Below are 21,460 nucleotides of genomic sequence, written 5' to 3' on the forward strand. Positions count from 1 at the left end.
GCTCACTTTTTTATCTATACCCTGTTTAGTAGATGTTTTTGTTAGCGCAGAAATCATATTAAGCGACAATCGTTATTATCTATCTATAACGAAATAAAACCCCCATACAGCTACTCTATGGGGGTTTTATTTATTCAACGACATCAAAGCCATTAGTTGATAAAACGAATTAACCAATAAAAAAGGCGACTCAAATGAGTCGCCTTTTTACTTTATCTAAACTAGATAGTTAATTTGAAATTAACCGATCTTGACTCGAGCATTACGGAACATGCGCATCCAAGGGCTATCTTCACCCCAGTTATCTGGATGCCATGAATTGGCAACGGTTCTGAATACACGCTCAGGATGCGGCATCATAATTGTCACTCGGCCATCCGTGGTACAAATACCGGTTAGACCATTCGCTGAACCATTAGGGTTTTCAGGGTACTGAGTCGCAATTTGACCATGGCCATCAACATAACGCAGTGCAATAGTGCCCGATGCTTCAGCATTAGCTAACGCTTGAGCATTAGCAAACTCAACTAAGCCTTCACCATGTGATACTGCGATAGGCATACGAGAACCGACCATGCCGTCAAAAAATACCGATGGGTTTTGTTGTACTTCAACCAAACTGAATCGAGCTTCAAAACGCTCAGAGCGGTTACGCACAAAGCGCGGCCAATGCTCACTTCCTGGAATAATTTCTTTCAGGTTAGATAACATCTGACAACCATTACACACACCAAGGGCGATGCTTGAATCACGTTCGAAGAAACGACTAAACTCATCGCGAGCACGATCATTAAACAGAATCGATTTAGCCCAACCTTCACCAGCACCTAATACGTCACCATAAGAGAATCCGCCACAAGCCACTAGGCCTTGGAACTCTTCAAGGCTAATACGCCCAGATAAAATGTCCGACATGTGCACGTCGCGGCTTTCAAAACCGGCACGGTCAAAAGCGGCTGCCATCTCGACATGAGAGTTAACGCCCTGCTCACGTAAAATAGCCATTTTAGGTGCGACACCTTTAAGAATATAAGGTGCGGCTACATCTTCACTTGGATTAAAGCCTAATTTAACCGTTAAACCAGGTGCATCAGCTTGTTGTTTAAGCTCATACTCTTCACGTGCACATTCTGGATTATCACGAAGAGCTTGCATGCGATAGGTGGTTTCTGACCACATAGTGCGCAGTGCAGTACGGCTATCAGCAAATATCACTCGCTGGCCATCGTTAATGCTAATCTTGTCAGCGGCTTGTAAACCACCAATGTGATGACAAGCTACGCCTTTAGCTTCAAATTGCGCGGCAATGGCTTTAGCATCAGCAACACCTACTTGAATGACAGCACCCAGTTCTTCATTAAATAAACGTTCTAAATCAGTACCATTCAAGCTGGCTAAATCAATAGTTAACCCAGTATTACCGGCAAAGGCCATTTCCACTAAGGTGGTAAATAAACCACCGTCGCTGCGGTCGTGATATGCCATAACCGCTTGCTCAGCCACTAATTGCTGCATGACTTCAAAGAAGCCCGCTAAGTTAGCGGTAACATCTAATGTCGGTGCAATATCACCTAGCTCACTGTAAACCTGCGCTAAACAAGAACCCCCTAAACGATTTTGGCCATTGCTTAAGTCCAGCATTAATAATGTAGTGTCACCTTTATCACTGCGAAGTTGTGGCGTCACGGTTTTACGTATGTCTTGTACCACGCCAAAAGCGGTGATAACTAATGACATAGGCGATGTTACCGTTTTCTGTACACCACTATCTTCCCATGCGGTTTTCATCGACATAGAGTCTTTACCGACAGGGATAGTGATACCAAGTTCTGGACAAAGGTCTTCGCCAATGGCTTTAACAGCTTGGTATAAACCGGCATCTTCACCAGGGTGACCCGCCGGCGACATCCAGTTAGCCGAAAGCTTAATGCGCTTAAACGAGCCAATATCAGTACCAGCAATGTTCATTATCGATTCAGCAACCGCCATACGCGCAGAAGCATCAAAGTCGAGTAAAGCCAATGGCGTTCGTTCACCCATCGACATCGCTTCACCGCTATAGCTATCATAACTTGATGCGGTTACCGCACAATCAGCAACCGGAACCTGCCATGGACCGACCATTTGGTCGCGGTTAACTAATCCCGTCACTGAACGGTCACCGATGGTGATTAGGAAAGTTTTATCGGCTACGGTTGGCAAAGTTAAAACGCGCTTAACCGCATCTTTTAATTCAATCTTAGATTGATCTAATGCCGGTGATACCGCTTTTACCGACACCACATCACGACTCATTTTAGGCGCTTTACCTAATAAGACTTCGAGCGGTAAATCAATCGGTTTGTTATTAAAGTGACTGTCGGCAAGCGTTAAATGCATCTCTGCAGTCGCTTCACCAACCACTGCAAATGGAGCGCGTTCACGGGCACAAATATCTGCAAACTGCTGTAAATTCTCTGGCGCAACCGATAGCACATAACGTTCTTGAGATTCATTACACCAAATTTCGAGCGGGCTCATGCCTGGCTCGTCAGAGGGAACGTTGCGTAAATTGAACACACCACCGCGATCAGCGTCATTCACTAACTCAGGGAATGCGTTCGATAATCCGCCGGCACCCACATCGTGAATAAATTGAATAGGGTTGGTGTCACCTAGCTGCCAGCAACGGTCAATCACTTCCTGACAGCGACGTTCCATTTCTGGATTTTCACGTTGTACAGAAGCAAAATCTAAATCTTCGCTAGACTGACCTGATGCCATAGAAGATGCAGCACCGCCGCCCAAACCTATGTTCATTGCAGGCCCACCAAGCACAATGAGTTTAGCGCCAACCGTGATTTCACCTTTTTGCACATGTTCTTCACGAATATTGCCTAAACCACCGGCAATCATAATCGGCTTATGGTAACCACGAACTTCAACACCGTTATGACTAGACACTAATTGTTCATAAGTGCGGAAATATCCCGTAATCGCAGGACGACCAAATTCATTATTAAATGCAGCGCCACCAAGTGGGCCTTCAAGCATGATCTCAAGGGGAGTCACAATACGATCGGGTTTACCGTAATTCCCTTCCCATGGTTGCACAAATCCAGGAATTTTTAAGTTAGAAACCGTAAAACCAGATAAACCCGCTTTAGGCTTAGAACCTCGACCAGTAGCGCCTTCATCACGAATTTCACCACCAGAACCAGTAGCGGCACCAGGATAAGGACTGATTGCAGTAGGATGATTATGAGTTTCAACTTTCATTAAGATGTGCATTGGTTCAGTGTGATAGTTATAAATACCATCAGGGTCTGGGAAAAAACGTCCCGCAACCGAACCTGTCATCACCGCGGCATTATCTTTATAAGCTGATAACACGTAATCAGGAGTGACTTCAAAAGTATTCTTAATCATTTTAAACAATGATTTTGGCTGCACTTCGCCATCGATTGTCCAATCTGCATTAAAAATTTTGTGACGACAATGCTCTGAGTTTGCTTGAGCAAACATCATCAATTCGATGTCGTTAGGGTTACGCTTTAGACGAACAAAGTTTTCAATTAAATAGTCAATTTCATCATCAGCAAGAGCCAAACCTAACTTAACGTTAGCGACTTCTAAGGCACGACGACCTTCAGCAAGAATATTAACACTGCTAAATTTTGCCGGTTCTGTGCGGGCAAATAATACCTCAGCCGCTTCAAACTCAGGCAATATGATTTCGACCATACGGTCATGTAATAAACCTTGCAGTTGTTTTTGTTGTTCTGCGGTTAATTCTGAAGCTTCAACATAATAAGCCATACCACGCTCAAGGCGTTTTACTTTGCCCAAACCACAGTTGTGTGCGATGTCGGTTGCTTTAGAAGACCAAGGAGAAATGGTGCCAGGACGTGGAGTAACAAATAATAGAGTACCTTGTGGAGCATGCGACTCAATAGCGGGTCCATAGGTAAGAATAGTTTCTAACTGTAGACGCTCATTATCATCTAGTGGCTCACTCAAATTAGCTAAATGAACATATTCAGCATAAATTTGAGATACTGGAAGTGCTGCATTTTCGCAAGCCTCCATGAGTTTTTGAACTCTAAATGCAGATAGTGCTGGGGCTCCGCGAATGATCTCAATCACGTCTATTCACCTTATAAATTATATTGGGTCAGAATTGGCGCTATTATAAGGAATTGCACAGTACAAATCACCTTTAAGCACCCGTGAAAACAGTGTTTCCTGATAGGGAAAATATCCACAATTGTGCTTATGCATATTTATGACACAGCGACTTTACTGTCGTTCAATAAACCGACGTTAAAAGCGGGTTATTTGTCCAACTATAGGCGTTTAGGAAAACTCCTGATAAAGTAACCAAAAACACCTAAACTCCCCTACATATTTAAAGGCTATTCAACCGGAATTATATTCGTTTCTCATGCATTACGCTGGTGACATTAACGAAACAACTTAAGATAACCAATTAATAAATATGATCAAAACCTTATTCATCATCTTACTTTGCGGGGTGCTATCCGCCTGTCAACCTGTTGATATTCATGAGGTTGATATTGCAGCGCCTGCCCCAAAACGGACCGTACTCAAGGTTGGGACATTATATGGTCCACAGATTTATTTAAATTCAGATCAGGGTGAAAGCGGATTCGACTTTGAAATGGCCCAGCGCTTTGCCGATTATTTAGCCGTGCCGCTAGAGATGATCCCATACACGAATCGCAAACAATTATTTGCTGCGTTAAAAGAAAACAAGATTGATATTATTGCTGCTGGCATCGCAAAAACTCCCAACCGCAGTCAACAATTTAAACTTGGACCGACCTTATATAAAGTTAATCAAGTATTGGTGTATCGAGAAGGTACTCCAGAACCCAAAGATATTGGCACTCTGTCGGGTGAAATTACCGTGATGGCGAACTCATCTTCGGTCAATACCTTAACTAAGCTGCAAAAAGACTATCCTGAATTGATGTGGAACCAAGTTAATGACAAAGACAATGAAGAACTGTTTGCATTAATCGCCAACGGAGAATTGAACTACACCATTTCAGATTCAAATAGTTTATTGATCAACCAGCGTTTTTTACCTGAGTTACGCGCAGGAATGATTTTAGAAGAAAAAGTTGAAGTTGTGTGGCTGTTACCGCCGAGAAATAGTGACCGCTTAATGAGCCAACTCCTGGCCTTTTGGCATCAAGAAAGACGTGCCGGCACCCTTGAACATTTAAACGAAAAATATTTTGGTCATGTGAAACGTTTTGACTATGTCGACACACGAGCCTTTATTCGTGCCATTGACAATATCCTCCCTGAATACCGTAGTTTTTTTGAGCAGTATTCAGGTGAGTTAGACTGGCGTAAATTAGCCGCTGCCAGTTATCAAGAGTCACATTGGAACCCAAGCGCACGCTCACCAACTGGTGTCCGAGGTATGATGATGTTGACCCAACCGACTGCGGCTTATGTTGGTGTAGATGATCGCTTAGATGCAGAGCAGAGTATTCGTGGTGGTGCATTTTATTTAAAAGATATGATGGACAGATTGCCAGACAGAATTCCTGAAGCTCAACGGATTTGGTTCGCTCTGGCATCTTATAATATCGGTTTAGGTCATGTTGAAGATGCGCGACGGTTAACAGAGTCAATGGGAATGGATCCCAGTGCATGGCGTGACGTCAAAAAAGTATTACCTTTGCTGCAGCAAGCTAAATATTACAAGCAAACTCGCTATGGCTATGCTCGCGGAAGTGAAGCGGTGCATTATGTCGACAGTATTCGTCGTTACTACGACACCTTAGTTTGGATTGATAATCAAACCAAGAAAATCGATGTTATCCAAGATCAAGTTGAAGTGATTGCAGAAGAGGCTGCAGATAAAACCAAGGTATCAGCACAATAATTGTGCTATCGATGGGGTTATCGTCATCAAGCTGACCGACAATCGTCATCAATATAAGGTAGTATGGAACCGAATCTGTCGTTAGAAAGCCTACTGTAAAGTATGCTGTTTATCAGTAACCTCAATGAGGTTACCCAATATGAAAGGATCACGATATGAGAAGAAGAGCGATAAGCAATACCATGTCACGACGTCGTGTCATGCTTAAAGTACACAAAACCCGTATTCAAAATCGTCAACGTGCACATTTTTTGTTGGTACAAACCGAATCATAATCTCACGTTAACCACAGAAAAATATGCCACTCAATCAGTTGAGTTTCTCTCTAACTTTTTGAGTGCTTTTTTTTCTGCCCTACGCCGCTTAAAAAAAGCGCTTAATTGTGAAGCGCACTCTTCTGCTAACACACCTGATGTCACGTCAAGCTGGTGATTAAAAACAGGGTGTTGCAGTAAATTGATCACACTACCCGCCGCGCCGGTTTTTAAATCATCGGCACCGTACACCACTCTAGCAATACGACTGTGGATCATGGCACCTGCACACATAGTGCAAGGCTCTAAAGTGACATACAAAGTAGTGTCGAGCATACGATAATTTTCTAATACCTTACCCGCTTGGCGAATACACTCCATTTCAGCATGAGCTGTAGGATCATGATTTAAAATACTTAAATTACAGCCACTGGCAATTAACACATCATCTTTTACCAATACGGCACCGACAGGCACCTCACCTTTTAATTCTGCTTGTTCAGCTAGTTGCATGGCTAACCGCATCCACTTTTTATCAATTGCTTGCTGAGTGTCATGCTCAATATCAGTGATGGAGTTGGTGTTGGCAGCAAGGTCTGCCTTTAAAATATTTGTCACTCTACTGCCCTAGGTCATTGTCATACAGGGTTATTATAACCTGAATTTTGCATAGCAAATGGTATCAAACATCCCTTTTTTATCCCGCTAGAAGGTATCTACTGCCATAAAGTGCTATCACCAAACTAGGGTTAGGCAGTCATTTTGATAGCGCAGGAGCTGCTATAACTCGACCCCGCAATCTTGAGTATAAAACACGGCTTAGCGTTGACTAAAGACTCGACGAGTAACTCCCCAGACAATAGCGGCAATGGTGCCAAACAAACCGAGAAACATGACCCAAGCTCCGAGGCCAGCTTGTGGTGGCATCTCACCGCTCATCGTTGAATTAAATGGCTCTAATACTATAGCGAGCGTGCCAACCACCACCAATACAGCGCAAGCCATAAAGTAAAAACGGCCATGATCTTTTTGTAAAGTCTTGCGGATAGCTAATGTTAAACAACTCAAATACAGTATTGCGAACAGTGCTATGTTAATTAACTCCCCTGTTGTCCATACATTAGGGTCGCTTGCTATATCAGAGGGCATTATTTATCGATTCCTGTTTGCTGTTGTGGGTGAATGATTGCATTAGCAGTATTAAACTTTCCTTCTGCCCAGCTATAAGCTGCAAAACAGGGGTTTAGTCCTTGAAGGTTGCAACTTGTGCCATGGTGCTTGAGCACTAATACTGCCGTACCGCCGAGTGCGATAACCGCACTGTCTTGGGCAAGAAACTGGAACTGTTTATAGCTCTTGTCATCGTCCGAAACGAATACATTAATATAATGCCCGCCTGTTCCACCGTCGAACAGCGTGGCAGAACTTGAGCAACTGAACGCGCGGGTGTCGATGATAGGATCACTGATACCGTCTTGATTGAAATCTGCGTAAAATTGAATGCCGCCATCCACAACCTCGAATATGCCGTTGTCTAATGCTGCACATTCCGATTTGGCTACCTCAAGAAAGGCATCTAGAGTAGGTTGAAACCGCTTTGGGATCTCTTGTGCTGATGCCATTGCCGGGATCAGTATGGTTAAAGACACCAAAGTCGCTATTAATTTTTGTTTTATCATTGGTTGCATAAGTCTTAATTTTCCAATTCAGGCCATTGATGGTGACGTTAATTTAGCTAAGCGGGGTGAGATAACCCATCACCTAGACTTCGTTCGCACTGACATGATAAATCAAAGCCGTATCCATTGATTGCCGCATCAGTTTGAGGCTAAAAATAGCTCTATACCAGTGTCAAGATTCAAAATAGCTCCCTTTGTTCAGGGGTTCAGCGCGGACCTGATCAAACCTATGTTTCAAAGCATGACACGTCCCAAAGCGCTGCAAATCCTTGGCAATGTAACACGGGCTGAGTCCATGAGACAGCACTCTATACATAGATTAAATTATATATAGTTCATGTAGATAGCATTAATTAAACCTGTCGTAATAAAACTTAATTATGTGTGAAAGGCTAACCGGAAAACCATTATGTTTGGCTGAAAGTCACTGATGGATGATTAGCAAGATGTTGGATATACCACATGAGCAGTAGGACACTGAAGATACCAAGGTAACGAAAAATCATTCCCAGAGTCATATTCTATTAGAGCGGCTTGGTGCGACTAAAAATGTTCAGAAAATACAAATAAAAATAAAAATAAAAAAGCCCATAAAAATATGGGCTTAAATATCACTTATTGCAAGTTAGCACTCGCTATTGTGTGAGATGACATTATTCCCACTCAATCGTTGCTGGCGGCTTACCTGATATGTCGTACACCACTCGTGAAATACCATCGACTTCATTGATGATGCGGTTTGAAACGCGACCTAAGAAATCATATGGTAGATGTGCCCAATGCGCGGTCATAAAGTCGATAGTTTCTACCGCTCGTAGCGATACAACCCAATCATATTTACGGCCATCACCCATTACGCCTACCGAGCGAACGGGCAAGAATACGGTAAAGGCTTGGCTCACTTTATTATACAAATCAGCCTTGTGTAGCTCTTCAATAAAGATAGCGTCTGCACTGCGCAATAAATCACAATATTCTTTTTTCACTTCGCCAAGTACACGAACACCTAAACCTGGTCCTGGGAACGGATGACGATAAAGCATGTTGTAAGGTAGGCCTAATTCCAAACCAATCTTACGCACTTCATCTTTAAATAACTCACGCAGTGGCTCAACTAAACCCATCTTCATATCGGCAGGTAGCCCGCCAACATTGTGGTGCGACTTAATCACATGAGCTTTACCGGTTGCACTGCCCGCTGATTCAATCACATCAGGATAAATAGTGCCTTGAGCTAGCCATTTAGCATTCGCGCATTTCTTTGATTCTTCATCAAAAATCTCAACAAACACCCGACCAATAATTTTACGCTTAGCTTCAGGTTCTGCTTCGCCAGCCATGGCATCTAAGAAACGGTTTTCAGCATCAACGTGAATAATATTGAGTCCGAAATGATCGCCAAACATTTCTAACACTTGGTCCGCTTCGTTTAAACGCAATAAGCCGTTATCAACAAACACACACGTTAGCTTGTCACCAATCGCGCGGTGAAGCAGCATCGCCACCACTGATGAGTCAACACCACCTGATAAACCAAGAATAACTTCATCGTCACCGATTTGCTTTTTAAGGCGCTCAATCGCATCTTCAATAATTGATGATGGTTTCCAATTGGCTTTACAGGCACAAATTTCCAACGCGAAATGCTCTAGCATGCGCTGACCTTGACGAGTATGAGTCACTTCAGGGTGGAACTGAACACCGTAAAAACCTTTCTCTTCATTTGCCATCGCGGCAAACGGACACGTAGCTGTTTTAGCAACGGTCACAAAACCTTCAGGAATAGCGGAGACTTTATCACCATGGCTCATCCACACATCAAGCAGTGGTTTGCCTTCAGCACTGACAGCATCTTCAATACTTTTGAATAAGGCTGACGTGGTTTGCAATTCAATTTGAGCATAGCCAAATTCGCCTTCACCCACGCCTTTAATGACTTTACCACCAAGTTGTTCAGACATGGTTTGCATGCCATAACAAATACCTAATACAGGTACTCCAGCAGTAAAGACATATTCTGGAGCTCGAGGAGAATTGTCTTCTGTAACACTTTCTGGGCCGCCGGCTAAAATAATACCATTTGGGGCAAACTCACGAATTTGCGCTTCGCTCACATCCCAGGCCCATAACTCACAATACACACCAATTTCACGGATACGACGCGCAATAAGCTGAGTGTACTGAGAACCAAAATCGAGGATTAGAATCTTATGATCGTGAATATTACTCATGGGTAACCTTTACATATTGATTAAGTGTAATACCCCGTATCACATCGATACGGGCAAATTAACGCTAATAACAGAAGGACGACAAATGTCGTCCTCACAGTAATTATGAACCAGAACGGTAGTTTGGTGCTTCTTTGGTAATGGTCACGTCATGAACATGAGACTCACCCATACCTGCTGAAGTCACTTTTACAAACTGTGCTTTTTCATTTAAATCTTTAATGGTGGCACAACCGGTTAAGCCCATGCATGAACGTAGGCCGCCCATGTGTTGATGAATAATTTCTTTCAACTTACCTTTGTAAGGCACACGACCTTCAATACCTTCAGGGACTAACTTGTCGGCAGCATTGTCGCTTTGGAAGTAACGATCAGATGAACCTTGAGTTTGGCCCATTGCGCCAAGTGAACCCATGCCACGGTATGATTTATATGCACGACCTTGATAAAGTTCGGTTTCACCTGGAGCCTCATCAGTACCAGCGAACATAGAACCGGCCATAATGCAGGATGCTCCAGCAGCGAGTGCTTTAGCTAAATCACCAGAGAAACGGATACCGCCATCAGCAATCACCGGAATGCCTAACGCAAGCACAGCTTCAGCTGCATCAGAAACTGCAGTAATCTGTGGAACGCCAACACCTGTCACAATACGAGTCGTACAAATTGAACCAGGGCCAATACCGACTTTAACGGCGTTAACACCAGCTTCTACTAACGCAAGTGCGCCTGAAGCGGTTGCGACGTTACCACCAACAATTTGTAAATCTGGGTATTTAGCTCGAGTATCACGAATACGCTGTAATACGCCTTCTGAATGACCATGAGATGAGTCAATCAATAATACGTCTACACCCGCTTTAACAAGGGCATCAACACGCTCTTCGTTACCAGGACCTGCACCAACCGCAGCGCCAACACGTAAACGACCTAATTCGTCTTTACATGCATTTGGCTTGCGCTCAGCTTTTTCGAAATCTTTAACAGTGATTAAGCCTTTAAGTTTGAAGTTACCGTCAACCACTAAGACTTTTTCAATACGATGAGAATGCATTAATTTTTGCACTTCATCGAGCTTGGTGCCTTCAGCCACTGTGACCAAACGATCTTTTGGGGTCATCATGTCAGCAACGGTTTTGCTCCAGTCGGTGACAAAACGTACATCACGGCCAGTAATAATACCCACCAGCTCGTGCGCATCATTAACGACGGGATAACCGGCAAAACCATTACGTTCTGTTAATAAACGTAAATCGGTTAAGGTGGTTGCTGGCGTTACAGTGACGGGATCTTGAACAATACCGGCTTCATAACTTTTAACTCTTCGGACTTCTTCGGCTTGCTGCTCAATACTCATATTTTTATGAATAAAACCTAAACCACCTTCTTGCGCCATTGCGATAGCAAGGCGAGATTCAGTCACAGTGTCCATAGCAGCAGACACAAGTGGAATATTTAATTCGATTTTATTGGTTAAACGAGTTTTAAGAACCGCGGTATTAGGGAGTACAGTCGAGTGGGCAGGAACTAACAATACATCGTCAAAAGTTAGTGCATCTTTCAGTAAACGTAGCATGGCAACATCTCCCTAGTTGAGTAGGATTTGGGTGAAATATTGCGGCGAGATTATACCTTGCATATTGCAGTTGGTAAATGGAAAATAGATTTTTATTAACGTTAGAATGAGAATATTCATGAGTGCCACAAAAAACAATGTTTATAGTGTTTCGCAATTAAATAGCGAAGTGCGGCATATTCTTGAAGGTCAAATAGGTAAAATTTGGCTAAATGGCGAAATATCAAACTTTTCATCGCCAAGTTCAGGGCATTGGTATCTGACTTTAAAAGACGCTCATTCACAAGTTCGCTGTGCGATGTTTAAGGGCCGTAATCAATCGGTGCGCTTTAAACCCGTCAATGGTCAACAAGTCTTAGTTAAAGGTGCCATTAGTGTCTATGAGCCTCGTGGTGACTATCAATTACTGCTGGAGTCTATGCTCCCGGCGGGTGATGGATTACTGGCGCAAGAATTTGAAGCGTTAAAGCTTAAACTGGCTGCTGAAGGTTTGTTTGCACTAGAAACCAAACGCCCTATTCCAAATAACATTCAACGTATTGGGGTTATCACCTCGGCAACAGGCGCGGCATTGCGAGATATCTTGCATGTGTTAGCACGTCGAGATCCCTCTATTGAAGTGGTTATATACCCAACTCAAGTTCAAGGTGCAACGGCCAGCCACTTAATCTGCCAAGCAATTGTCACTGCCAATCAACGCATGGAAGTTGATGTGCTGTTGCTTACCCGTGGTGGCGGATCATTGGAAGATTTATGGTGTTTTAACAGCGAACATTTAGCCCATGCTATTTATAACAGCGCCTTACCCATTATTAGTGCCGTCGGCCACGAGATTGATACCACTATTAGCGATTATGTTGCCGATGTGCGTGCACCAACCCCATCAGCTGGTGCCGAGTTATTATCAAAAGACAAAGGTAATAAAACTGAAAAATTAGCCCTGCTGTTATCACGCTTGCAACAGGGTATGAAACATTATCAATTACAGCAGTATGGTCGATTAACTCAGTTATCTCATCAACTACAACGTCATGAGCCACAACGTAAACTGCAACAATTTGAGCAGCGTTTTGATGAAATGCAAATGCGCCTAGAAAATGCCTTACAGCATAAATTCAGCCGCTTAACATTGCGCCATCAGCAATTGCATAATCGCTTACAACAACGTTCACCGATTAATACCCTAACCTTAGAAAAACAGCGGCTTGGATATTTAATTGAACGTTTTAATGACGCCAGCAAAGACTGCTTTAAACAAGCTGAATTACGACTTACACAAGCAGCACATAAACTTGATACCGTCAGCCCACTGGCAACATTGAGTCGGGGTTATTCAATCACAAGTACCAATGATCATGTCGTTGAAAATGCCAATCAGTTAAGCAATGGTGATGTGATTCATACTCGGCTAAAGCAAGGAAGTGTCACCTCAACCGTGACAGATATCTCTACCAAATAAACAACATGATCTCGTTGAAAAAATGGTGCGCAAGGACATAGCGTGAAACAGATAGATTATCGGCAATACAAGGATGATGAGTTACTCGATGTTGAGCGCAACATTAATAAACAAGCTTTTCCTGAACGATATAAGCAATTATGCGACGAAATATCTCGACGTAAAAAACTTGGCTGTTTTAATCTTAAGCCTCAATTAAAAGAAAATGAGTTCGACCGAGATTACTGGCGAAGAAGCGAAATTATTTTTGAATTTTCCACGATACCAATAGTTTGGCGTATGACTTTTGTCGGAGTTTACTTGTTGGCGAATATAGCGCTATTAGCATGGGTAATGCCTCACTATTGGGTGAGTTCATTAGATAATCTACATCGATATAACATCACGGTTGATCAAATTGAATGTCGTAGGGACGCTGTTGAAAATCAACAAACCCGTGAAATCAATGATTTCTATGACATTATCATTTCGGCTTATCCCAATACTTTTGTTGCACCAAATTTGCACCGTTCAAAATGCAAACAAATTGCCGCGACATTAACATCGGGGATGCGGGTATCTATTTGGCAACAAGATGAATTGATTTATCAACTGCAAATGAATCAACAAATGTTGTTGTCGTATGATTATATGGCACCAAAGGTGAGAAATTTCCGCACAAGAGGCCAATTGGTATATTTTTTCATCCTATTTGGTCTAGGCATACTGTCATTCAAATCACTTTATAACGCTTTTATTCCTGGTACATTCAAGCAACAATACCGCGGATATGTTGACTGATCCCGTGGCGCATCACATATAAAAATGCCATCTTACGATGGCATTTGTTAACGCTTACTAACGGGTTTACTTACCGATTGGCGTTAATACAATTTCTACACGACGATTTTGCGAACGACCTTGCTCGGTAGAGTTGCTCGCAATTGGGCTTGACTCACCCATACCAGTAGAAGATACACGTGAACCACTGACTTTTTGGCTAGTGATATATTGTGCAACTTCACTCGCTCGTACTTGTGACAAACGTAAGTTATAAGAATCTGAACCTGAACTGTCGGTATAACCAATTACATTCAAGCGAGTGTCATCATATTCTTTGGCCACTAATACAACGCTGTTTAATACTGATTTAGCGCGTGCACTTAATACAGTTTGATCAACCGCAAAGGTCACTTCATTAGGCATGTTTAGTACAATATTGTCACCGTTGCGAGTTACACTCACGCCAGTTGATTTTAGCTGTTTACGTAATTCAGCTTCTTGCACATCCATGTAATAACCAATACCACCACCAACAGCTGCGCCAGATGCAGCACCAATTAAAGCACCTTTACCGCGATCACTTTTGCTTGATGAAAGTACACCAATAGCAGCACCAGACAGAGCGCCAATCATAGCGCCATTAGTCGCTTTAGTGTTTTCTGATTCGCCAGTATAAGGATTAGGTAATTGACAACCTGACAACAAGAGCGCCGAACCAATTAATGTACTGCATAACAATGATGTATTTAACTTTACTAACATACTCACTCCTAACGACTTATCCATCATGGATAAGTAAAGCTGACACAATAAAAACTAATTAAAATCAAAAAGATTCATTATAACTCAGAAAAGCTTAAGGCTTTCGTTATATTTTTTTAATGAAACGTCTACGCAAGCCTATCACTCCGGCAAGCGATGCAATGCTTAACCAAGATAAGGTCCCGCCAGAATATTCCGTTTCGATATAGACCTCATCAACATAAACCGCATCTCGATCACTACTTTCAAGCGGCAGAGCATACAATGCATTAGATTGATCACTACTAATCGTTGCGACAGGATCGGCATACCCCAACTCATATAAATCGATCAACACATCATAATGATCGGTTTGATAGCCATTAGCCAATGTCGTCAGCACTTCATAGTCATCATGGCTAGAGTCTGCATGTAAGGTGAATACATCGGTTGAGTAGTAATGAATCCAGGGACCACCATCTTGACTCAAATAGAGTTCTGCAAACACATCGGCCTGAATATCGCCCGCACTGCTATTAATATCTGCATCAAAAGTCACACTAAAGGTTTGATAAAAACCGTCGTAATCGTAATCTTCCAGTAAATATGAATTGGCACCGTAGAAGGAGAAATCGTAGTAAACCACCTGATTCTGCTGCGCTAATACTCGTTTTTGCTGGTTTTCAGCTGTGGCCGCAGATTTTTTATTTTTAGCCAGTACCTGTTCGCGAGTCATTTTTACCTTGATGTTGCCATCAAGGTTTTGCAACTTAGCTTGTTCATGTAACACCATCATCCTAGCTTGCTTATCGGCATCAGACTCTGGGGTTTTAAGGTTAATGCTCCTTGCTTGGCTGTAAGTCCCAAGGCCTTGTTCAGCTATGCGCTCGGCGCCTTGTGCTACAGGCGAGCTCAGCCAAAGCGCACTGGCAACACATAAGCCTAAGCCCCATTTCATTTGGGTATTCATTACCGATATCTGGGTTATGTTAGTTTTATTATGCTTCATGTTCATTCCTCGCTGTCTTGATATTGAGGCCATTAAAACCTAATGGAAATGAACATAAGCTGAACATAGGCTAATCATAACAGCCAAATAATCAGCTATTTATGCGTGGCTAGCAAGAAACCTCAAGGTGTCTGTAAATGATTCAGCTAATGTTCATCTGTCAGAACGTATACTACGATGACAAATCAGCTATTTGTGCCTATGGCTATTTTATCGATTAGGTTAAGTAGATGTTTCTATATAGAAAGGGATCTTTTACACTGACAATACTGAGGTTATTAGGGATCACAATATGCAGCGTATGCTCAACATAAATGCCATCATGTTCGGCCTAATATTAACGATACTGTCACTCACGTCGGTACCGTCTTATGCGGCATGGTATTCATCGCCCCATGCTAGCCACTCTCCCGGCCCTAATAATAATCGCCAAAACAATAATCAGAACAGTAACCTCGTCGTGGCAAGTGCTCAACATGCGGTACAAATAGCGCAAAGTCGTTATTCTGGCAAAGTGTTAAAAGTACAATCGGCTAACGTTAATGGACATACTGGGTATCGGATTAAACTACTCACCAATGATGGGGTTATTTTCTACGTGTTAGTCGATGCCACCAATGGCGCAGTGACAAGGAACTAACCCATGAGATTATTATTAGTCGAAGACGATTTAGCCTTGCAACAGAACATCAAACAACACCTTATCGAGGCGCAATATACTGTTGATGTCGCCAATGATGGCGAAGAAGGCTTATTTCAAGCTCAAGAATATCAATACGATGTCGCCATTATCGACGTCGGTTTACCAAAACTCGATGGCTTGTCATTAATCAGCCAATTACGCGAGCAAGACATTAGCTACCCGATAATCATTTTAACCGCTAGAGACAGTTGGCAAGATAAAGTAGTTGGATTAGATGCCGGTGCCGATGATTATTTAAGTAAGCCATTTCAGCTCGAAGAACTGGTTGCTCGCATTAATGCGTTAATTCGCCGTTCGGCAGGTAAAGCAAGCCCTATTATCCAAAATGGTCCCTTTAGTATCAATACTCGCAGTTTAGAAATTAAACAGGGCGAGCAAATCATTAACCTCAGTGGTTCTGAATACAAACTGTTTGAATACCTAATGTTGCATCCAGGTTCAGTGCATTCAAAAAGCCGTTTAATTGAACATATTTATGATCAAGACTTTGATTTAGACTCGAATGTGATTGAGGTTTTCATTCGCCGTTTACGTAAAAAACTCGACCCTGACAATCAGTACCAATTAATTGAAACGCTCCGCGGTCAGGGCTATCGTCTGCGCCAATTAGACCCAAATGCATAATCTACTCAACTCGCTTAAAGTTCGCATTGTTGTCAGCGCCTTATTGTTAATATTGGTGTTGCTGCCGATTATTGGCATGACAGTAAACAATGCCTTTGAGACCCAGGTGAATGTCGCCGCCAAAAATCAATTAAAAGCTTATATTTACTCGGTCTTGGCCATGGCCGAAGTGGAAAATAACCAATTACAAATGCCGTCACATTTACTTGAAAACCAATTTAATGTCATTGGATCAGGTCTTTATGCGTTAATCACCACCAAAGACAATCAGCTATTGTGGACCTCAAATTCATTTTTGGGCCTAAACACGCCAATTAATCTGCCTAAACCAGCAACGGGCAGAAGCACCTTCGACTCGATCATAATTAATGATAAACCTCAGTTGATATATAGCTTTAGCGTGAGTTTTACCACCAGCGAACAGCCTTTTACCATGACGCTACACATTATAAAAAATAAACAGGAATACCTTCAACAAATCCAAAAATTCTCTAATACCTTATGGACTTGGTTACTGATCTTAACGGCCCTATTGTTGATAGTGCAATTAAGCTGGTTATTATGGACTCTAAAACCCTTGGGTAAATTTAGCCAAGAACTGAGTGCAGTAGAGCAAGGGACATCGATGCAACTAAGCACCCACTACCCTGTTGAGCTGCAAAAAGTCGCTAAGCAATTAAACACCTTATTACAAACCGAACAAAATCAGCGTAAACGCTATCGTAATGCCCTGGCCGATTTAGCCCACAGTTTAAAAACCCCTTTGGCGGTAATGCAAACCCAAGCTAACTTAAGCGAGGCCTCACTCGAGCAAATTAACCGCATAAATCAAATTATTGCCTATCAGCTCAGGCGCGCACAAAGTGCTGCGGGTAGCGCGTGGCATTTGGGGATCAGTGTTGACAGTATAAGCGTGAGATTAGTCAGAACCTTAACTAAGATATACCAACAGCAACAACTCAGCATTGATTACCAAGGCGATCACAATGCACGTTTCAAAGGTGATGAAGCCGATTTAACAGAAATGCTCGGCAATGTGTTAGACAATGCCTGTAAAGCCGCAAATGCCCAAGTAAAACTGACGGTTAAGCAAGGGCCTAATAGCCTACTTATTAGTGTGGAAGACGACGGTGCAGGAGTACCTGAAGACAAGCAGCAGCAAATTTTCGAACGAGGCATACGCGCTGATACATACGATCAAGGTCATGGTATTGGCTTAGCGATTGTGCGCGACCTCGTCGATAGTTATCACGGTAAGCTTACCGTAAGTCAATCGACCTCATTGGGCGGCGCCAAATTTGAATTTGAATTTACGCATTAGTGTCTAATAATCTGATGAATAGATAACTCATTTCTAGCTAAACCTGACTATATAGTTTAACTCTCTCGGTTAGCCTTCAGCTTATGTTCATCTTCGGCTCGTTATGATTGGCTTAACAGTCATAAATGACACTGGAGATAACATGAAAAAAGCCATTCACGCACCCGCTAAGGCGCTACTTGCCTTAGCTCTGGTTTGTATGCCATTAACAAGTGTGCAAGCGGCGCAGCCAACTAATAACCTCACTTACACAGCTGCAGATGATGCGGTCAGTGATGCTGAGTTGGCACAAATGCTTGCGCCTATTGCGCTATATCCAGACAGCTTATTAACTCACATCCTCATTGCGTCAACATATCCATTAGAAATTGTTCAAGCTAAGCGTTGGTTATCAAACCAAGGCGATCGTGATACTAAGCAAATCATGATAGAGGTCGAGTCACAAGACTGGGATCCAAGCGTCAAAGCCCTAGTGGCATTTCCCAATGTACTGCAACGCTTAAATGATGACTTAGCCTGGACACAAAGCGTAGGAGATGCCTTTTTACAAGACGAAGGCCGCATGCTAGATACCATTCAGTCGCTGAGACAACAAGCCGATAATGCCAATAACTTAGCCGACCTTGAACAAGTCAAAGTGTCGCGGGTTGAGCGTCGGATCATTATTGAGTCGGTTCGCCCTGAAATCGTCTATGTACCTTATTACGACAGTCGCATTGTTTATGGTGATTGGCGCTGGAACCGTTACCCGCCCGTTTACTGGAGTGCACCAGCTTATGTGCACTACCGCCCTAACCACAGCGCTATTTACTGGGACACTGGCGTACACATCAGTTTTAACTTCTTTTTTAGTGGTTTTCATTGGCATGACCGCCGCGTAATCGCCGTACCTGTACATCAAAACTACCGTTACTACACGCCACGGAAAATAAGTTACAGCCATGGTGCACAACATTGGCAACATAAGCCTAAACATCGCAAAGGTGTGGCGTACCACAGCCAAGTGATCAGCAAACGTTATAATGGCCATTATGAAAAACGTAACCAGCAAGTAAGTTATTCACGCGAACCTAAGCGCCAGCTAGCCAATGAGCCACGCCATTACTCAACCAAGGTGAACGATCAACATAATCAAGTCAATTACGCTAAGCAGGACAAGCATAGTGACAAATCAGCGCTTAAAAGAGTCAATCGCAATGATGCTGTTGAACACAGAAGTACCCAACTAAAGCGCGAATTAAGTCAGCAGCGTCAACCAGTTGCACAGGTAAAATCGTTTGATCGTAAAGGCGAACCAATGAAGTCAAGCTACAGTCGTCAGCGCGATGTGGCCCAAACTGGGCCTAAATATGAGGCAAAACCGGTCGCAAATATGACAAGCAAACCGCGCACTCAAGAATTACAACAAGCTCAGCGTAATACTCGAGTTGAAAAAGTGCGTGAGCCGCAGGTTAACACTATGCGCAATCAACAACAGCAAGTGAAACAAATACGCACAAACGAACCAAAGAGACAGCAAGTGCGCGATACATCCCGCTCCACATCTCAGCAAGTTTCACGATCGGTTAATCAGCAACATGATAATTCATCACATCGCACAAACCAATCAAGGGATATAAAGCCATCAAGAGAAAGAGAGTAAGCACTTAATCGATTGCGAAAAAAACAACATGAGCAAAGTGTGTTTGCCATGTTGTTTTTTTTTTAAACTAACGTCATCAAAATTAACGATATTGAACTAAACTCGTGGCAATACGATACACACATCAAGCCCATGAGGATCGACTTGATTAAAGATCAACTCCCCATGATGTAAGCTGATAATGTGCTGGCAAATAGACAAACCTAGACCCGCTCCTTGAGAAGCATTTTCATCAACACGATAAAATCGATTTTTGGCTAAGGCTATCTCCTTAGCAGACATCCCACGACCTTGATCAAGCACACAAATCATTGTGTACTCATCATCCTGAGAAGCCTTAATGGTAATTAATGATTCCGCAGGACTGTATTTGCAGGCATTTTCAATAATATTTTTCAGTACTAACTCAAGGTAAAACGCATCGGCGTTAATGGTCATGTCCGCAGGAATATCAATATGCCATTCATAATCAGCAATCACGTGTAATAACTGATTTATCACGTTATCAATGATGTCTTGTAGCTTACAATCTGTTTGATTTAACGCTTCAATCGCATCAACCCGCGACAACAGCAACAACTGCTCTACCATATGATTAATACGGTTTACGCCCTCACCTATGGCTTCTATATACGCCAAGGTCGCAAGTTGAACATCTGGGGCTTGGCTGGACAATACATCACTTAAGCCGTCGCTATGTAACTTAATAATCGCTAACGGTGTTTTTAGCTCGTGTGCAGCGTCTGCGCTAAAACGACGCTCACGGATCATCGTCTCGCTAATACGCTGCAAATAACTGTTAAGTGCTTTTTGTGTCGACGCTAACTCTGTTGGTAACGTGAAATTGATTGGGGTTAGGTCTTGGGCAGGACGATTGTCTAAATGACGTTCTAATAATTTTACCGGTTTAAATAGGTAGTAAGTTAACGCTAACATAAAAAACATCATGATCGGCGTAATGATCAATGGCGAGCGCCAAGTATTGCTGATGATTAATGATACTAACTCTTGTCTGACATCATCACGCTGTGCGGTAACTATCCATACCTGCTGCGGCAATGAAAAAAAACTGTATACGTGCCATAAATCATTACCGATACGACGAGTATCATAACCTTGAGTAAAATTAGTTAATAGTTGATCGCCAGAACTGTCAGAGTAAGCTAGTAACTGCCCGGTGCTAGACAGTAATTGAAATGACAACTTATGCTCATAAGATAAGGTAATAGGGTTAGCTTGTTCGGCAAATGTGTCGACTTTCGAATCATCAACATGGAACAGGATAGGCTTGAGAACAAGCTGAGCTAATTGCGCTTGCGTTAGATGATCAACATAAAACTTTTCTAGCATTTTCGAAGTTTGGATCATCTGTGCATCAAATAACTCTTCAACTTCATGCGTCGCATCACGGGTGCTCAAGATGCTCGAAAACGTCACGGTGAGGACAATCCCCACCAGCATGAGCAAACTTAATAATAATCGTAATGAAAACATAATGTCCTATGGTATTGAATAGCATCATAGCGCGATTTAGGTGTTACGCTGTTTACTGATGAC

16 protein-coding genes are annotated in these 21,460 nt (G+C 42.6%); 7 read left to right on the forward strand and 9 right to left on the reverse strand.

What is annotated here, in order from left to right; all coding sequences use genetic code 11:
- Window positions 1-240: 240 nt before the first annotated feature.
- Complete coding sequence (gene purL / locus H5114_RS01165) at window positions 241-4,122, reverse strand: phosphoribosylformylglycinamidine synthase (RefSeq protein WP_182722098.1); 3,882 nt, start codon at window positions 4,120-4,122, stop codon at window positions 241-243.
- A 355-nt stretch (window positions 4,123-4,477) separates the two neighbouring features.
- Here purL and mltF point away from each other — a divergent pair, with 355 nt between their 5' ends.
- Window positions 4,478-5,902 carry a membrane-bound lytic murein transglycosylase MltF gene (gene mltF, locus H5114_RS01170; protein ID WP_182721994.1) on the forward strand — a complete coding sequence of 475 codons (1,425 nt, stop codon included), beginning with the start codon at window positions 4,478-4,480 and terminating at the stop codon, window positions 5,900-5,902.
- A gap of 305 nt (window positions 5,903-6,207) precedes the next feature.
- Here the strand turns inward: mltF and tadA are convergent, their stop codons facing one another.
- From tadA to guaB, 5 genes are all read right to left on the reverse strand, one after another.
- Window positions 6,208-6,729, reverse strand: a complete 522-nt coding sequence (gene tadA, locus H5114_RS01175) for a tRNA adenosine(34) deaminase TadA (RefSeq protein ID WP_310736378.1) — start codon at window positions 6,727-6,729, stop codon at window positions 6,208-6,210.
- A 246-nt stretch (window positions 6,730-6,975) separates the two neighbouring features.
- Window positions 6,976-7,305 (reverse strand): hypothetical protein, encoded by a 330-nt coding sequence (locus H5114_RS01180; protein ID WP_182721995.1) that lies wholly within the window; start codon window positions 7,303-7,305, stop codon window positions 6,976-6,978.
- Complete coding sequence (locus H5114_RS01185; protein ID WP_182721996.1) at window positions 7,305-7,844, reverse strand: hypothetical protein; 540 nt, start codon at window positions 7,842-7,844, stop codon at window positions 7,305-7,307. The genes H5114_RS01180 and H5114_RS01185 overlap by 1 nt, the downstream gene beginning before the upstream one ends.
- Window positions 7,845-8,488: 644 nt before the next feature.
- Entirely contained in the window at window positions 8,489-10,066 is a 1,578-nt protein-coding gene (gene guaA, locus H5114_RS01190; protein WP_124016867.1) for a glutamine-hydrolyzing GMP synthase, read from the reverse strand.
- A 103-nt stretch (window positions 10,067-10,169) separates the two neighbouring features.
- Window positions 10,170-11,642, reverse strand: a complete 1,473-nt coding sequence (gene guaB, locus H5114_RS01195; RefSeq protein ID WP_124016866.1) for an IMP dehydrogenase — start codon at window positions 11,640-11,642, stop codon at window positions 10,170-10,172.
- A 118-nt stretch (window positions 11,643-11,760) separates the two neighbouring features.
- Here guaB and xseA point away from each other — a divergent pair, with 118 nt between their 5' ends.
- Window positions 11,761-13,101 carry an exodeoxyribonuclease VII large subunit gene (gene xseA / locus H5114_RS01200; RefSeq protein ID WP_182697971.1) on the forward strand — a complete coding sequence of 447 codons (1,341 nt, stop codon included), beginning with the start codon at window positions 11,761-11,763 and terminating at the stop codon, window positions 13,099-13,101.
- Between the two features lie 42 nt (window positions 13,102-13,143).
- Window positions 13,144-13,881: a hypothetical protein gene (locus tag H5114_RS01205; RefSeq protein WP_182721997.1), complete on the forward strand. Its 738-nt coding sequence runs from the start codon at window positions 13,144-13,146 to the stop codon at window positions 13,879-13,881.
- Window positions 13,882-13,947: 66 nt separating this feature from the next.
- Here H5114_RS01205 and H5114_RS01210 read toward each other — a convergent pair whose 3' ends face one another.
- Together H5114_RS01210 and H5114_RS01215 are read right to left on the reverse strand one after the other, a co-directional pair.
- Window positions 13,948-14,625 carry an OmpA family protein gene (locus H5114_RS01210; RefSeq protein WP_182721998.1) on the reverse strand — a complete coding sequence of 226 codons (678 nt, stop codon included), beginning with the start codon at window positions 14,623-14,625 and terminating at the stop codon, window positions 13,948-13,950.
- 106 nt (window positions 14,626-14,731) lie between these two features.
- Window positions 14,732-15,613 carry a choice-of-anchor H family protein gene (locus H5114_RS01215; protein ID WP_259395202.1) on the reverse strand — a complete coding sequence of 294 codons (882 nt, stop codon included), beginning with the start codon at window positions 15,611-15,613 and terminating at the stop codon, window positions 14,732-14,734.
- Window positions 15,614-15,905: 292 nt separating this feature from the next.
- On the opposite strand from H5114_RS01215, the gene H5114_RS01220 reads away from it, so the two are divergent.
- From H5114_RS01220 to H5114_RS01235, 4 genes are all read left to right on the forward strand, one after another.
- The gene (locus H5114_RS01220) at window positions 15,906-16,253 is read left to right on the forward strand and encodes a PepSY domain-containing protein (protein ID WP_259395203.1); all 348 of its coding nucleotides are present in this window, start codon (window positions 15,906-15,908) and stop codon (window positions 16,251-16,253) included.
- A 3-nt stretch (window positions 16,254-16,256) separates the two neighbouring features.
- Complete coding sequence (locus H5114_RS01225; RefSeq protein WP_124016861.1) at window positions 16,257-16,940, forward strand: response regulator transcription factor; 684 nt, start codon at window positions 16,257-16,259, stop codon at window positions 16,938-16,940.
- Window positions 16,933-18,261 carry an ATP-binding protein gene (locus H5114_RS01230; RefSeq protein ID WP_182722000.1) on the forward strand — a complete coding sequence of 443 codons (1,329 nt, stop codon included), beginning with the start codon at window positions 16,933-16,935 and terminating at the stop codon, window positions 18,259-18,261. The genes H5114_RS01225 and H5114_RS01230 overlap by 8 nt, the downstream gene beginning before the upstream one ends.
- A 142-nt stretch (window positions 18,262-18,403) precedes the next feature.
- The gene (locus tag H5114_RS01235) at window positions 18,404-19,903 is read left to right on the forward strand and encodes a DUF3300 domain-containing protein (RefSeq protein WP_182722001.1); all 1,500 of its coding nucleotides are present in this window, start codon (window positions 18,404-18,406) and stop codon (window positions 19,901-19,903) included.
- Between the two features lie 96 nt (window positions 19,904-19,999).
- On the opposite strand, the gene H5114_RS01240 is transcribed toward H5114_RS01235, so the two are convergent.
- Complete coding sequence (locus H5114_RS01240) at window positions 20,000-21,397, reverse strand: ATP-binding protein (RefSeq protein ID WP_124016859.1); 1,398 nt, start codon at window positions 21,395-21,397, stop codon at window positions 20,000-20,002.
- Between the last annotated feature and the right edge of the window lie 63 nt (window positions 21,398-21,460).

This window comes from Shewanella sp. SR43-8 (assembly GCF_014163775.1).
In the GTDB taxonomy this organism is placed as follows: Bacteria; Pseudomonadota; Gammaproteobacteria; order Enterobacterales; family Shewanellaceae; genus Shewanella; species Shewanella vesiculosa.